Below are 18,084 nucleotides of genomic sequence, written 5' to 3'. Positions count from 1 at the left end.
ATGGAAACTATCTACGATTTTCTGGCAGTTCATGCTCAATCTAAACCCCTTGAAGAGGCGTTTACTTTTATTGAAGACAATGGTGAAACGTCATCAATAAGCTTCAGTGAATTGCACCAAAAGGCGCAATCAATCGCAGGGTATTTGCGCAAGCAATGTGAAGCCGGGTCCAGAGTCGTTTTATTGTTTCCACCGGGTCTTGAGTATATTCAGTCGTTTTTAGGGTGTTTATATGCTGGTGTTGTGGCGGTACCGCTATACCCGCCGCAAAGTAAAAAGCACGCGGGGCGTGTGGTGACGGTAATTGATGATTGCAATGCCAACCTGGTACTCACCAATGAGATGTTGAAATCCCAGTTGGAAGGTGAATTAGCGCCACTCCCGGTGAAAGGGTTTGCGCAGCTAACTTCAATGTCGGACGAGCAACTTATCGAACAGCCCAAGGCTGAGCAAATCGCTTTCTTGCAATACACCTCTGGTTCAACGGGTACGCCAAAAGGCGTGGTGGTTACTCACGGCAATATCGTCGCTAACCTTAAAACCCTGCAACAGGCCACCAATTGTAGTGAGCAGGATGTGTTCTGTAACTGGCTGCCGTTATTCCATGATTTAGGCCTGGTGAATACCTTGTTGCTGCCAATATATCTGGGGGTTCACTCGGTTCTGATGTCACCGGTTCGATTTATCAAAAATCCGCTTGCCTGGTTGTCAGCGATTACCGAATACAAAGCCACTATTGGTGGGGCACCAAATTTTGCTTTTGATCATTGCCTTGAACGCATCAAGCCGCATCAAATGGCTGGGCTTAATCTCTCCAGCTGGCGTATTGCATTTAATGCTGCTGAACCTCTTGATGCTGACACGCTAATGCGCTTTTGCGAACGCTTTTCCAGAGTTGGTTTTAAAGAGTCTGCGATATTCCCTGCATATGGTATGGCAGAAGCAACTGTGTTTATTTGTGGCGGCACCTATTCAGCGCCTTATCTGGCCAATGCCTTTGTTAGCGAAGGCCTGCAACAAGGCCAGGCGCAACTTTCTCAAGATGAGACAAAACAACAAATTTTGATTGCGCACGGTAATATTCAGCCTGAGCATCAGCTAAAAATTGTATCTCCTGATACGCTAAATGAACTGCAAGAAGGCGAAGTGGGAGAAATCTGGTTTGCTGGTCCCAGTCTGGCTCAGGGGTATTGGAACGACGAAGAAAAAACCAATGCCGCCTTTGGTTTCAGATTGCCAAATGATGAGCACCGTTATTTGCGCACTGGCGATTTAGGATTTTTGCATCAGGGCGAGCTGTATATTTCGGGGCGCATTAAAGATGTGATGATTATCAAAGGACGTAACTATTATCCTCAAGACTTCGAAAAGCTGGCTTACAACGTTTATCCCGGTTTGAATCAAAATGGCGCGGCTGCTTTTGAATACAATGGTAAGGCGGTTTTATTGTTGGAAGTTAGTCGTCATGAGATGAAAGGATTTGATTATAACGCCGCGGTTGAGACCATTAAATTCGCCATATTTGAGCAATTTGAAGTGGTATTAGATGATGTGGTTTTCATGAAGGCTGGCCGCATTAACAGAACATCAAGTGGTAAAATTCAGCGTTCATTGTCGAAAAAGCGTTATCTGGCCAATGATTTGGAGCCACTTTATTCTGCGTTGCAGGGGGCAGAAGCAGGCCCCGCTACAACGCAACCGGAAATTGTAAAGCCTCAGGTTTCAGATGTGGAAGCTGAGCTTTGTGTTATTTGGCAAGAAACGTTCGGTGTCGAGCACATTGGTGCAGAAGACAACTTCCTGAATTTAGGCGGCCACTCTTTGCTGGCTACAAATCTGATTTCCCAGATCCAGAAAAAGTGGCAGATTGATGTTTCGATTCGAGATTTCTTCAGCAACAATACGATTCGCAAACTTGCCAAAGTGATTGAAACCGCTTCTGGCACTACTGTGCCAAGCATTGAGGCTGTATCGGTAACGGGAGATTTGCCTGCCTCATTTGCACAGGAGCGGATGTGGCTGGTGAATCAAATTGAATCAGACCGGGCGCAATATAATCTGTCCTGGTCTGTAAAGTTATTCGGCGAGCTCAATGTCAGTGCGCTGCAAAAGGCGTTTATTACGATAGTTGACCGACACCAAGCCTTGAGAACAACTTACATAGAACAAGATGGTCAGGTTCTACAACAGGTCAACAATGCCGTCCAGTTTGAATTGGCGGCGCTGGATCTCTCTACTCTGCAAAACAACGAACAGCAACAGCGTATTGCACAACTGAGTTTGGAAGAAGCCAACAAACTGTTCAATCTAGCAGAAGATTTAATGCTGCGTGCCACCTTGCTTAAGCTTAATGCCCAGTCACATATTCTGTTATTAACGGCGCATCACATTGCCGCTGACGGCTGGTCTTTGGGAGTGCTTACCAAAGAGTTGAATGCCCTTTATGGCGCTTATAGTGAGGGGGCAGAGAATCCCCTGGCACCATTGGCAATTCAGTATGGCGACTATGCACAATGGCAAAGAAATTGGTTACAAGATGATGTGTTAAAACATCACCTGGACTACTGGAAACAACATCTAAACTTATTACCTGAAGTGCATGGCTTGCCATTAGACAAGCCCAGACCTGCAGCACAAAGCTTTTCTGGTTCGGCGCTAAAACAGACACTTTCAAAAGACCTCCTGGAATCGTTATATCAGTTGGCACACAACAGCAATGCCACTTTCTTTATGTTGATGAATGCCGCTTTTGCCTCATTTATTGGTCGCTATTCCGGTGAAACAGATATTGTGATTGGCTCTCCCGTTGCCAATCGCGAGCAGTCGGAATTGGCTTCGTTAATTGGCCTGTTTATCAATAATCTGGTGTTCCGCACAGACTTGTCTGAGGATCCGTCATTTGTGCAGCTCCTTGAGCAAAGCAAAGAACGTACTTTAGCGGCTTATGAACATCAACAAGCCCCGTTTGCAAAATTGGTGGACGAACTGCAACCTCAGCGTGATCTGAGTCATAGTCCATTGTTCCAGGTTATGCTGATCTTGCAAAGTCAGGACGCAGAACCCCTCAATTTAGCAGGACTAGAGAGCAAACAACTGGCGTCTTTGGGAACTTTTGCTCAATACGATCTGACGCTCACCATCGAAGAAAATAACAACGGCCTTGAAATGGAGTGGCGATATGCCAGTGATCTATTTGAGGAAACGACCATTAAGGGCATGATGACCCATTTTGCTGCGCTGCTTGAGAGTATTGTTGGCGCACCACAAACTCCTATCAGCCAATTGCCTTTATTAAGCCATACAGAGCACAACACATTATTAACCTCCTGGAATAGTACGCAAGCCGAATTCCCCACAGATAAAACTATTCATCAGTTATTCGAACAACAGGTAGTCGAGACACCAACTGCGATTGCAGCCACCTGTAATGGAAAAAGTCTAACTTACGAACAACTTAATCAATACGCTAATCGACTGGCCCATTACCTTGTACTTCAAGGTGTTAAACCCGATACGGTCGTCGCTATTTGCCTGGAACGTTCACTAGATATGCTGGTGGCTAGTTTGGCCATTATGAAATCCGGCGGTGCCTATTTGCCAATGGATCCTGCCTATCCGAATGCCCGTCTAGAGCATATGATGTCTGATTCTGGTGTTCAGTGGGTAATCACTTCTGAGGCGCTGCAAGCGAGATTTTCAGGGCAACAGGCAATTTGCCTGGACAATCAACAGATGCAAGACATACTGGCACAGTGCGAGTGCAGTAATCTCAATATCGCTGAGCTCGGTCTGACAGCAAGCCATCTGGCATATTTGATTTATACCTCTGGTTCAACTGGCAAACCCAAGGGGGTTATGCTGGAGCACCGAAACATTACAAACTTCCTGTTAGCAATGCAAACAGCACCGGGATTGCAACAGAACGACATATTACTGGCCGTTACCTCACTTTCTTTTGATATTCACGTGCTGGAACTTTATTTGCCTCTTATCGCAGGGGGCGAAGTGATCATTGCCTCCGCAGAAGAAGTAGTGTCCCCTGATGCTTTGGCAGCGCTTATGCAGGCCCATGGTGTCACTATTATGCAGGCAACACCTGCTACGTGGAAAATGTTAATCGACAACGATTGGCAACCAGAAACTGGTTTGAAAGCCCTTTGCGGTGGAGAAGCTTTGCCTGTGGATTTAAAAGATGCATTGCTGACTAAAGCTCACATTGAGCTATGGAATATGTATGGCCCAACAGAAACCGCAGTCTGGTCGGCCACGACGCGCATTACAGATGATATCACCCTTGGAACACCTATCGCGAATACCCAATGTTATGTGTTGGACAAACACTTGAGTCCAGTACCTGTTGGTGTGGCGGGAGAGCTTTATATCGCTGGTGCAGGTGTAGCCAGAGGCTACCTGAATCAGCCTGAATTGACTGCAGAGAGATTTATCACCAACCCGTTTGCGACAGACGCTGATGAGCGTTTTTACAAAACCGGAGATCTAGTGCGTTGGTTAGCGGACGGAACATTGGAATATTTGCGCCGTGTCGATTTACAGGTAAAGGTACGTGGTCATCGTATCGAACTGGAAGAAATTGAAGTTTCACTAAAGCAGCATAAGGATGTGAAAGATGCGGTGGCACACGTCTTTGGTGAAGGGCAGGCAAGTTATCTGGTAGCCTATGTGGTTCCCGTGGCTTGTGCCGCAACAGAGAGGGATTGGCAGTCGGATTTAAGTGCTTATCTGGAGACTCTGTTACCAAGCTACATGTTGCCTTCTGCGGTGATGGTTTTAGAGCAGATCCCGTTAACTCCCAACGGTAAAATCAATCGCAACGCCTTACCTGAACCGATTATTAGCGCTACCGAAGACTATGTTGCGCCAGAGACTGAAACCGAAAAACAACTTTGTTTGATGTGGCAAGAGCTTTTAAACATCGACGTGACAGGGGACCGTGGCATCAGTGTTACGGCCAACTTCTTTCAGCTTGGAGGGCACTCTTTGTTGGCTGCTCGTCTGGTGGCACAGATCCGCAAAGTGTGGAGTGTCGAAGTGCCCATCAGAATTTTATTTACTGAGCAAACCGTTAGGAAGCTGGCGAAAGTCATAGAAATTGCAGCGGTGAGCCAGGTACCAAGAATTTTACCTCAACAAACTAATGAATCTGTGCCACTTTCCTATGACCAGCAACGACTTTGGTTACTGGATCAAATCGAGCAGGGCAGTACCCAATACAACCTCTGTCGCGGATTTACCCTGTCAGGCAAGCTGGCGTTGGATGCACTGAGATTTGCATTCCAGAGTATCGTAGAGCGTCATCATGTGTTGCGCACCACTTTCCACACGAGTGAGTCGGGCGATGCGACACAAGTTGTCTCAAAATCCTTTGATTTATCACTGCCAGTTGAACACCTTCATGGCTTGAGCGAAGCTGAAAGACAGCAGGCTACACGGCACCATATACAAGAAGAAACCGACAAGGTTTTTGATTTGAGTAACGACCTGATGCTGCGCGTGAAATTGCTACAATTCAGCGAAGAAGAACATGCTTTATTGGTTACCATGCATCATATTGCCGTTGATGGTTGGTCTGAAGGTATCATCATTAAAGAGTTCACCGCCTTATATCAATCATTTGTAGAGCAGCAGCCTAATCCATTACCAGCGCTAGAAATTCAATACACAGATTATGCCTCGTGGCAAAACAACTGGTTACAGGGTGATGTGCTAGAACATAATTATCAGTTCTGGAAGGCGCAGTTGAAGGGCATACCGGAGGTTCACAATTTACCCCTGGATCGCGCGCGACCAGCAATGCAAAACTTTGCAGGACGCACTTATCAACAAAAGATCAGTAAAGAAGTGCAACAAGGGCTGCACAGATTAGCGCAGCAATACGATGTTACGCTGTTTATGGTACTGAATGCCGCCTACGCTGTTTTATTAGGTCGCTACTCCAACGAAGATGACATTGTGGTGGGAACGCCAGTAGCAAACCGAGACCAGGCTGAACTTGCGCCTCTGGTGGGTTTCTTTGTTAACACGCTAGTGTTACGCACTGACTTGTCTGATAACCCAACGTTTGAAACCTTATTGCAACGCACTAAAGACTATCTGTTAGGTGCATACGAACATCAGCAATTACCCTTTGAAAAACTGGTGGACGAATTACAACTGGATCGCAGTTTGAGTTACTCACCTCTGGTGCAGGTTAAGTTGGCACTGCAGAACAATGAACTTGGTCAGTTTGAGCTACCGGAATTGACCATAAACGCGGTGCAGCAAAACCAATCGGTTTCTAAACTGGACTTAAGTTTAGATATTTTCGAAATGGAGCCAGCTGCTGACCACGGCATGCTCTTTGTTTGGGAATACGCCACATCGCTATTTGATACTGCCACGATTGAACGCTTGAGCCGCCACTTTGAAGTCTTGTTGCAGGCAATTGTAAACACGCCGAGTATGACCGTTGCTGAACTACCGCTATTGACCGAATCAGAAACACAGCTGATGTTAAGCGGGCAATCTGCTGCCTCTGATGCCGAGCAACTCCATGTTGCGCAAAATCAATGTATACATGAATTATTTGAAGCGCAGGTGCAGCAAAGTCCAGACGCCATAGCTGTGGTGTTTAGTGCGGGATGCAATGGTATCGAAGAAAAACTCACCTACGCTCAGTTGAATGCGGCATCGAATCAGGTGGCTCACTACTTGATAGAGCAGGGGGTAAAACCCGACGCATTGGTGGGCATCTGCGTGGAACGCTCTCTGGAAATGATGATTGGCCAGTTGGGGGTTTTAAAAGCAGGGGCCGCCTACGTGCCAATCGACCCTGGCTACCCGCAAGACCGTATTGAGTATATTCTGGAGGATTCGGCAGTAGAAATCCTGCTGACCGAAAACGATCTGCTATCTGAGTTACCTTTGGATGAGCAGCAAATACTGCCGTTAGACGAGGAAATACGTGAGGCTTTGCTGGGGGATTACAGTGAAGAGAATATAAACAAGACAAATCTGCCCTGCGGAGAGGTTTTAACGCCAAACCACCTGGCTTATGTAATCTACACCTCAGGCTCCACGGGCAAGCCCAAAGGTGTGCTTATTGAGCATGCCGGTATTGTGAATCTCGCTCTGGATATGCAGCAACGATTCGGCTATGACTGCAATACGTGTATTTTACAATACTACTCCTTCGCTTTTGACGCCGGTGCAGAAGACTGGATTGGAGCGCTGACATCAGGCGGCACATTGCGCCTGATCAGCAACGATGACCTGTTGGATTTGGATACTATCACCGAGGTGGTGAATAAATCCGGGGTGACCCACTTACACGTTCCGCCATCGGTTCTTGCTCTGCTAGACGCGGAGGCTATGCCTGGCATTAAAACCGTTGAGGCTGGTGGCGAAAAATACAGCCTGGAACTGGTGGAAAAATGGGGTAAAAGGGCAAAATTTTTTAACGTTTATGGACCTACCGAAACCAGTATTTCCAGCAGTTTTAAACACTGCATACCCGGTGATGAGGTGATGTCTTTTGGACGCGCCATTGCCAATGTTCAGTATTTTGTACTGGACCGCAATCTGGCGCCTTGCCCTGTGGGTGTTGCTGGCGAGCTATTCATTGGCGGCATTGGCCTTGGGCGAGGTTATATCAATCAACCAGGATTGACTGACGAGAAGTTCATTGCCAATCCTTTTTACAATCCTGGCGTGAAAAATAGTAGCGAACGTATATATCGCACTGGTGACCTGGTGCGCTGTATTCCCGGTACGGGATCCGCACACAGTGTCGGTGAGCTGGAGTTTTTGGGGCGTATTGATCAGCAGGTGAAAATTCGCGGATTTCGCGTTGAGCTCAGTGAAATCGAAGCGGTGTTGTTGCAGCACGAACAACTTAACGAAGTAGCAGTTATCGACCGAGATACGCCGAAAAAACTGGTTGCTTTCTTTACACGTACAGAACTCAAGAACGCTGAACTTTCTCAAAGTCCGGAGCAAATCATTGCTTCTTTGCGCGACCATCTTAAGCAGTCTTTACCGGATTATATGATGCCGTCGGCGTTTGTGATGTTGGAGCAACTGCCTTTGACTGCCAATGGTAAAGTTGACCGTAAAGCACTGCTGGCTATAGACGTCTCGGCTCAACTCACGACTCAGAAATACGTGGCACCTGGCACAGAGACAGAAAAGCAATTGTGTGACATCTGGCAGGAATTGTTGAAGATAGAAAAGATAGGTATCACCGATAATTTCTTTGCCTTAGGCGGTGATTCTATTTTGGCAATTCAAGCCGTCAATCGAGCTACTCAGGCCGGGCTTGGGCTCACTACACGTCAATTATTTGAGTCACAGACCATCGAAAAATTGGCAGCTCAGGTGAATACGCAAAATACACTGGAACAAAACGCTGAACTCCCTGATGCCAATATCCTCAAACAGCAGGGATTGGCGTCCGATGTGCAAGCGAAAGTGGCTTTGTGGCACCAGACATGGCCTAACCTGGAAAAGGCTTATGCGACCACAGGTATGCAGCAGGGGATGTTGTTCCATAGCAGTCTTGATGCCTCTGCGTATGTATCACAATTGTCGCTTAATTTGTCTGGCCCTCTTAACACCGATGCCCTGAAATGGGCCCTTAATACCGTTATCAGTCGCCATGATGTATATCGCACCTTGTTCACTGAAGATTTTACCTGGCAGTTAGTTTTATCGACGGCTGAACTTCCATTGGCACAAGTTGACCTGTCAGCATTGAGTGAAGAAGAACGCCAGAAGCGCCTGGAAATCTTGATTAAGGAAGATAAAGCTCAGGGATTTGATATAGCACGGCCTCCGTTGATGCGTATTACCTTGGTGAAATTGTCACAAGAGCAACACTGCCTGATTTGGTCAAATCACCACGCGTTGACAGATGGTTGGTCGTTACCCTTGGTGTTTAAAGACGTTATGGCGTTGTACCTGGAAGCTGAACAATCTGCGCATGGCGAAAATAACCCCATGTCTGCCAGTTTAGCCACATCACTACTGCAGGTTCAGTCCTATGGCACCTATATTTCATGGCTGCAGCAGCAAGACCACGAAAAAGCGCGCAACTGGTGGAAAACAACGTTAGCAAGTGTGGTAGCAACCACTCAGCTTGATGTGGAGAGCCAGAGTGACAGGCAAAGCGCGGGCGCCAGAAAACAAGTGCATACTCTGAACGCAGTACAATACGCCGAATTACAATCAGTTGCGAAGCAACATCAGGTCACGCTCAATACCTTAGTTCAGGCCGCATGGGCTTATTTGCTGCACCGTTATAGCGGTGAACAGCAAGTGATTTTCGGCGAGACTATCTCGGGACGTCCGGCGCAGATCATGGATGTTGAGCAGATGGTTGGACTGTTTATTAACAGTCTGCCGGTTTTGGTTGATGTTACTAAAGACGGTGCTATCGACATTTGGTTGAAAGCACTTAACAAATCCAGTATTGAGCGCGCCGACCATGGTTTTGTGCCGCTATCTGAGATTCAGCAATTAAGCCCACTGGGCAAAGGCAGTGAAAGGGGGCGAAACCTGTTCGATACCCTTGTGGTATTTGAAAACTATCCGGTGGATCAGGAAATCGAAAAAGTGATTGCTGACTCTGACCTTAAAGTTTCTGGCATTCAGAATGATGAGCAAACCAACTATGCGCTGACCTTAACCGTGCTACCTGAAAATAACCCGGAAAATAGTCAGCTCAGTTTTGAGTTGGCCTATCGCGCCGAGCAGTTTAGTGATGCCACCATTGCCAGATTATTACAGTACTTCGCTAAAGTGTTGGCTGCTTTGCAGAGCTCTGATTGCAAAACTTTGCAGGATATCAGCAACAGATTATCAGCGTCGGAACTCGCACTCCTGGACAAGCAAAACGATACTGCAACTGACTATGCTAAGGAAAAATGCATTCACCAACTGATTGAAGCACAAGCAGAAGCCCAACCTGATGAGGTCGCCTTGGTTTTTGCCGGTGAGGCATTGACTTATGCGCAGCTAAATCATCGCGCCAATCAACTGGCTCATTATCTGGTTAAACAGGGGGTTAAGCCTGAATCAGTCGTGGGTATCTGTGTCGATCGCTCTACTGAAATGTTGATTAGTGTTTTGGCGGTTATGAAGGCGGGTGGAGCATACCTGCCAATGGATCCAGCTTACCCGCGCGCCCGCTTGGTACACATGGTGGCAGATTCAGAAGTGCATTGGGTTATTACCCAAACGCACCTGACCCAGCAGTTTACTACCGAACTGTTCTCTGGAGGTCTCTTTGCGGCGCAGTTGGCCCAACAACAAACCGCCTCCGTAGATCAGGTCATCTGTCTGGATGATGCTGCCTTTGCCAGCGAGTTAATGCAGCAATCCACTGATAATATTGATATCCGGGAAGTGGGCCTGAGTGCCAGCAACCTGGCGTATTTGATTTACACCTCAGGTTCAACAGGTAAACCCAAAGGCGTGATGCTGGAGCATCATAATGTCACCAACTTCCTGAGCTCAATGCAAGACAAGCCTGGTTTCTGTCAGAAAGATACTTTGCTGGCAGTAACATCTTTGTCTTTTGATATTCACGTTTTAGAGCTTTATCTGCCGCTGATTAGTGGCGGAAAGGTGGTGCTTGCTGCTGCCGACGACATCAGCTCGCCAGATCGTTTGGCTAACCTGATAAGCAGCCATAATGTATCCGTTATGCAGGCGACACCTGCCACGTGGAAAATGCTGCTAAATAACAACTGGCAACCAGAGCAGTCACTCAAGGCCCTGTGTGGCGGCGAAGCAATGAGCAACGATTTAAAAGAGGGCTTATTGGCTTGTGAGCAGTTGGAACTTTGGAATATGTATGGCCCCACTGAGACCGCTGTTTGGTCCACTACCTGTCAGGTTACCGATACAGTCTCGTTAGGTAACGCTATTGCCAATACGCAGTTATACGTGTTGGACAAAGCACTTAACCCGACTCCGGTTGGTGTCGCCGGTGAACTTTACATCGGTGGTGAGGGGGTGGCCAGGGGGTACTTGAATCAACCTGCACTGACCGCTGAACGGTTTATTGCCAATCCTTTTTCCGATGATATCAAGGCGCGTCTTTATAAAACCGGGGATCTGGTACGTTGGGTACCAGACAACGATCGCGATTTTATGCAGCTGAGCTATATTGCACGGGCTGATCAGCAGGTGAAGCTGCGCGGTTATCGCATTGAACCCGGTGAGATTGAAACGCGACTGAATCACCACCCGGAAATTAAAGAGAGTGTGGTGGTAGCCCGAGGCGAAGAAGGCAGTAAGTCACTTGTGGCCTTCTATTTGGCCAAAGCCTCCACGGAAGATAAGTTAATTGAACTGGATGTCGAGCAACTAAAAGCCGCGCTCAGGTTGGATTTACCTGAGTACATGGTACCAGCAGCCTGGGTCAGCATTGCATCTGTGCCATTAACACCGAATGGCAAAGTCGACCGCCTGGCATTGGAAACTATGGAGTTGAATCTGGCCCATAAACAGGGCTATGTGGCACCGAGCAATGACAACGAAGCAGCTTTAGTCGCAATCTGGAGTGAAGTTTTGGGACTAGAGGTTGATGAAATCGGGATCCATGACAGCTTCTTTGCACTGGGGGGACACTCGTTGCTGGCGACCCAGGTAATTTCTAAAATTCGCGCGTTGTTTAACATTGATCTGGCGTTAAAAACGCTGTTTGAACAGGAAACGGTGGCCGAGTTAGCTGACACTGTGAGTAAAACTGAGCAAAGTCAGTTACCTGCAATCGTACCGGTTAGCCGCGCTGAATTGCTAGCGCAAGGCAATGACTCGCTGCCACTGAGTTATGTTCAGGAACGCTTGTGGTTCATCGATCAGCTGGATCCTGACAGTGCCGGTTACAATATTCCTGGCGCTGTGACAATCAAAAGCGATGCGAGCCAGCCGTTGGACAGCCGACAGGTAGAGCAGGCCATGAATTTGATTATTGCTCGTCACGAAAATTTACGCACCTTGTATCCGGGTGTGGATGGCAAAGTTCAGCAAGTTATTTTAGAACACCTGGAATTCAAGTTAGCAAGTGCAGACTTAACTCATCTTGGAAGCCATGCGCAACGGGTAGAAGTTGCACAGGAGTTGTGTCAAAAAGAGGCGTCTACACCTTTTGATTTAGGACAAGGACCGCTCATTCGAGGCCAGATCATTAAACTCAGTGATGTGGAACATGTGCTGGTATTGAACATGCATCATATCATCAGTGATGGCTGGTCTATGAATGTCATCATCAAGGAATTCCGTCAGATTATGTCTGCGCTGCAGCAAGGTCAGGCTCCACAGTTACCAGCACTGCCTGTTCAGTATTTGGATTACAGTATCTGGCAAAGAAAGTACATGGAAGAAAGTGGCCTGCTAGACAAGCAGCTAGACTACTGGCGCGAGAAATTGGCAGATGCACCAGAGCGCTTGAAGCTAGCCACAGATTTTCCTCGACCCACTGTGCCCAACTTTGCCGGGGCTACCGAAGTGTTTCATATTGATGCCGAATTAACACAGGCACTCAATCAGTTAACCGAGATGCAAGACGCGACTTTATACATGACTTTACAGGCAGCGTTTAAAGCCTTGCTATACCGTTACACTGGTCAAGAAGATATCTGTTTTGGTGGTTCTATCGCCAATCGTCAACACGAGGAAACAGAAAGCCTGATTGGTATGTTTGCCAACACCCTGGTTTACCGTGACCAGGTGCAAGATGATGACTCGTTCGTATCTTTCCTGGAGCAGGTGAAAAACACCTGCCTTGAAGCCTATGAGCACCAAGATACGCCATTTGAGAAAGTTGTCGATCTGGTTCAACCCGACCGAACTGTCGGCATTAGTCCGTTATTCCAGGTGATGTTTGTGTTGCACAACGTGGCCATGGATCTCTCAGATGAGGATATCCGGGACTTTCCACTGGCATTGAATTTCAGCCGCTTCGATTTGATTGTGCACTTCACAGAAACTGAGCAAGGTCTGGAAGGCATGATTGTCTACAAAACGGCGTTGTTTAAGCAGCAAACTATTGAGCGCATGGTGAAGCATTTCACCGCACTTTGCCGAGCAATTGTCGCGGAGCCAACAGCGCGACTCACCCAATTGAATTATGTGGATGAAGTAGAACAACAAAAACTGTTGGTGGAAAACAATAGCAATAACCTGGTTTATCCGAAGGGCCAATGTATCCATCAGTTGTTCAATCATCAGGTAACAGAAAACCCTGAGAAAGTGGCTTTAGTGGAAGCACACGAGAGCGAAGTCAGAGAAATGACTTTCAAGCAGCTACATCTGCAGAGTATGACATTGGCCTTATATCTCCAATCACAGGGGGTTAAGCCAGATAGTCTGGTGGGCTTGTGTGTGGAAAGATCACTGAGCATGATGGTGGGGCTCGTGGGCATTCTGCAAGCTGGTGGCGCTTATGTGCCACTGGATCCTGATTATCCACAAGAGCGTTTGTCTTACATGTTGCAAGATAGCCAGGCCAACATCGTCATTACTCAGACAAAATTTAAAGACAAAGTCTCCTCCTTGGTAAAACCTGGAACAACAGTCATTGTGTTAGACGATAGAGGATGTCTTGCTGATGACATCATTGCTCGAGTTAACGCAGGTGATCAAAATCTCAATACCTCAGCTACATCCGACAATCTGGCGTATGTGATTTATACCTCTGGCTCAACAGGGCAGCCCAAAGGGGTAATGATCGAACATCGAATGGTGGTGGATTATTGTTATTCTGTTGTGGAAAACATGGATTTATTGGCCTGTGATACATTTGCTGCAGTGTCCACATTTTCCTCCGATTTGGGCAATATTGCCTTGTATGTGCCGCTGCTGTTTAGCAAAACGCTGACCTTGTTCAGTAATGATTACGTGAACAACCCAGCAGATCTGCACAGTTATATGGCTGCGCATCCCATCGACTGCATGAAAATCACGCCCTCTCACTTTGAGATGTTCAAAACCTCAGAAACCCAGATAGTGAAAGTAGAAAAAGCGTTGATTTTTGCTGGTGAAGCGTTAAGTAAACCCATTGTAGATTTGGTTAACGTGCTAAATCCCCAGTGCCAGGTCTTTAATAACTACGGTCCTACTGAAACCACAATTTCGAAAATTTGTTCGGAGCCTTTGACCCAGGAAAATACCTGCAATAGCACCAGTATTGTCTTAGGTAAACCGCTAAATAACACTCAAGTGTATATTCTGGACAAAGAGGGCTTGCCTGCTCCGGTAGGTGTGCCAGGCGAACTCCATATCGCTGGTGACGGCGTAGCACGAGGTTATCTGAATCGTCCAGACATGAACAAGGAGAAGTTTGTTGTCAATCCATTCACTCGTTCCGGAAGAATGTATAAAACCGGGGATCGGGCACGCTGGTTAGATGATGGCAACATCGAGTACTTAGGGCGCATTGATACCCAGGTGAAAATTCGTGGTTTCCGAATCGAAACGGCTGAGATTGAATCTGTGCTGAATCAACATCCTCAGATAGCCAGTTCGGTTGTAGTGGTGCAAAGCCAGGAAAACGAAGATGGCCTGATAAACAAACAGTTGATCGCCTTTTACATCGCCAATGACACAGAGCAAACCCCGGACAGCGAAGCGCTCAAAGAACACCTGTTGCAAACCCTTCCTGAATACATGGTACCAATGGCCTTTGCCGCGCTGCCAGAAATGCCGCTGATGGCCAACGGTAAAGTGGACCGGCAGACGTTAGAGCAGATGAATATCAGCCTTGCTTCAGGAACGGTATACGTGGCACCGCACAATGACCTTGAGAAAAAGTTGGTGGATATCTGGGCTGGCATACTGCAAATCGCCCCAGAAACCATCGGAATTAATGACGATTTCTTTAGTCTCGGTGGTCACTCATTGCTGGCGGTTATGCTGGTGTCCAAAGTGAAGCGAGAGCTGCAAATCAAATTACCATTGCAAGCGCTCTTCAACCTGAAAACCATCAGTGGTACAGCGGAATACATCATCGCCAATACCACTCCTGAGCAGCCTGATGGGTTGCTGTCCACAGGCGAGTCGGCGAACACCGGACAAGCCACTGACGATGATTTTGTGGAGGGTGCCCTTTAATGTGAAAAATCGCTTTTAAAAATTTTAACCGAAGAAATTAAATTCCGGGCACAGTGCTAAAAGACTTACCTAACGACAGAGCTAATGCGCTTCGCCCGGCAAAAAACTACTTAACCTAAAAACAAAAATGAAGGTAAATATGAAACTAGATTACGTTATTGTGGGCGCGGGCCCTGCAGGTTTACAGCTGGCTTATTTTCTGGAAAAGCAGCAAAAAAGCTACACTATCGTCGAGGCTGCTGACAATGTTGGCGAGTTCTTCCGTCACTACCCTCGTCACAGACAACTGATTTCAATCAATAAGGTTAATACCGGTTTTGATGACGCGGAAATTAATTTGCGTTGGGATTGGAATTCGTTATTAAACGACAAGGTTTTCTTCCCTGAGTACAGTCAGGACTATTTCTCATCTGCGGATAAGTTGACTGAATATCTGGAAGATTTTACCAGTACCCACAACCTGAAAATTAAGTATGGCTTTAAAGTGGCTAAGGTCAGCAAGAATAAAGGTGAATTCACAGTGAAAAGTGAAAGTGGCGATATGGTGGTGGCTAAGAACATTATCGTTGCTACTGGCTTTTCCAAAGAAAAAATTCCAACATTCCCGGGCGCTGAATTAGCTGAGATGTACAGCGAGCACTCTATCGACCCGATGAAATACAAAAATAAGCGGGTACTTATTTTAGGTAAAGGTAATTCAGCACTGGAAACTGCTGAAAACCTGATTGAAACCACCGCTGTTGTGGCTCTGTGTAGCCCGAGCCCCATCAAACTGGCGTGGAATTCTCACTATGTTGGCAATGTGCGCGCCGTCAACAACAACTTCCTGGACACTTATCAGTTGAAATCGCAGAACATCGTTTTGGATGCGGATATCACTTCTTTGGAGCGCACCGAAGATGGCAAAATCATGGCTCACATCCATTACACACACGCCAAAGATGAGTTGCGTTCTATCCCATTTGATCACGTGATCATGGCAACGGGATTCAAATTTGATAATTCCATCTTTGATGAAAGCTGCACTCCAGCACTAAGCCACGAAGGCAAGTTCCCGAAAATGACCAGCTCATGGGAATCTACCAATGTACCAGGTATGTATTTCGCCGGTGTGTTGATGCATCAGCGAGATTTTAAAAAGACCATGTCTGGTTTTATTCACGGTTTCAGATACAACATTCAGGCATTGGCTAATTTGCTTAACAAGAAAAATCACGGTGTCGCCTGGCCTGCTGAAAAACTAGCCAGAGATCCCGAAGCAGTTGCCAAACATGTACTCAAACAAATGACATACTCGTCAGCCATGTTCTTGCAGCCGGGCTTTATCGGTGATGTCATGGTATTTGACGATGTAGAAGAGTTAACGTATCTGAAAGATGTGCCGTTCGAATATATGGCAGATAGCGAGCTTTCCTCTCTCGACTCTTACTGCACAATTTCATTGGAATACGGCGATTTCAGTCATGTAACCGACACCTTCAACATTGAGCGTGATCCGTCGCCGGAAAAAGCCCATGAAGTGGAATATCTGCATCCAATCGTGCGCTTTTACAGCAAAGGAAAAATGACCTATGAGCGTCACATCCTTGAAGACCTGGAAAACGATTATGAAAGAGAGTGTTTCCGTGAAGTGGCTGTGAATATCTTCAAAGAAGCCATGATGGACGAAGCTATGACGCCAAACGCCACTATGGACGCGGGTCTTTCTATGGCTATGGAGAAAGATTTCTCTATGAATACAGCGCAAAACAGCCCTATGGCGGCGGCCAAATAGGCGTTTTATAAGGTAGAGATAAATAATGCTGGATGAGCCTACGGGCTCTCCACTTTTTGTGAGAATGATTAAATGACCATAACAACAAAAATATTCAACGAGCAATGTGGTGCTCCATTTATCATCGAGGCTGAGGGGCCATCCAGTGCTTCAAAACTATCTGAATTAACCGCATGGAAGGCAGAAAACAGTGACTTGTTAAAAGAGAAACTATTAAGCCATGGCGCTATCTTGCTGCGTAACTTTGGCATTGATACAGTTGAGCACTTTGATGAGTTTTTACAGCAGTTTAAACAATCCGGTTTATTGGATTACACCGGCGGAAACTCACCTCGTACTAAGCTGTCAAAAGGTATATATACCTCCACAGAATACCCCGCCGAACATTTTATTTCGTTGCACAATGAGTTTTCCTACAACCAACAGTGGCCAGAACACTTATTTTTTTGTTGTGTAACAGCGCCCCACAAAGACGGTAATACACTGATTGCCGATGGCCGCAAAGTGTTGAGCTTGTTGGACCCGGAAGTCATCGATATGTTCGAGCAACGCAAGGTGACCTATATACGCAATATGCATGATGGCACAGGTATTTTCGGGCCTTCGTGGCAGGATACCTTTGAAACTGAAGACAAAGATGAAGTCTCTGAGTTTTGTAAGAAATCCAATATCGATTTTGAATGGAAAAAGGACGGAGGATTACGAACCACCCAGTTAGGTCTGGGGGTCGCGACCCATCCTGTTACTAAAGAAAAGGCCTGGTTTAATCAGGCAGATCAGTTTCACGCCTCTAACCATCCTCGTGATTACTACGAAGCCATGGTGGATATGTGTAACGGCAAATTACACGAGTTACCACAACACGCATGCTTTGGTGACGGTAGTGAAATGTCCGACGAGATGTTGGCTAGCGTAAGAAATGCATTCAAACAACTGACCATCTATTTCCCCTGGCAAAAAGGGGATGCGTTGATTATTGACAACGTGTTGATGGCTCACGGCAGGGCGCCTTTTTCTGGCCCGCGAAAAATTCTGGTGGCGATGTCGTAAAAGTAGCTTTTTGGTAAAGCTCTTTTCTCTGCAAAGCGTTGCCCCGCTGCAAGTTCAAGTGATAGCGCGACACAATAGAAAATAAAAAATGCCAGGTGATTGAATTTTTCCAGCTACGTAAATCACTCGTGCAAAACAAGATTAAG

The 18,084-nt window shown here is 46.7% G+C and carries 3 protein-coding genes; all 3 read left to right on the top strand.

Annotated features, from left to right (window positions below; translation table 11 throughout):
- The 3 genes from ACXAGP_RS03805 (at window position 1) to ACXAGP_RS03795 (ending at window position 17,938) form a co-directional block, all read left to right on the top strand.
- Window positions 1–15,114: an amino acid adenylation domain-containing protein gene (locus tag ACXAGP_RS03805; RefSeq protein ID WP_475259642.1), complete on the top strand. Its 15,114-nt coding sequence runs from the start codon at window positions 1–3 to the stop codon at window positions 15,112–15,114.
- A gap of 139 nt (window positions 15,115–15,253) precedes the next feature.
- Entirely contained in the window at window positions 15,254–16,888 is a 1,635-nt protein-coding gene (locus tag ACXAGP_RS03800) for an NAD(P)-binding domain-containing protein (RefSeq protein WP_475259641.1), read from the top strand.
- 72 nt (window positions 16,889–16,960) lie between these two features.
- Window positions 16,961–17,938 carry a TauD/TfdA family dioxygenase gene (locus ACXAGP_RS03795; protein WP_475259640.1) on the top strand — a complete coding sequence of 326 codons (978 nt, stop codon included), beginning with the start codon at window positions 16,961–16,963 and terminating at the stop codon, window positions 17,936–17,938.
- Window positions 17,939–18,084: the final 146 nt, after the last annotated feature.

The organism is Planctobacterium sp. AWM4_229 (assembly GCF_056160305.1).
This window is presented reverse-complemented; position numbering and strand designations above follow the sequence as displayed.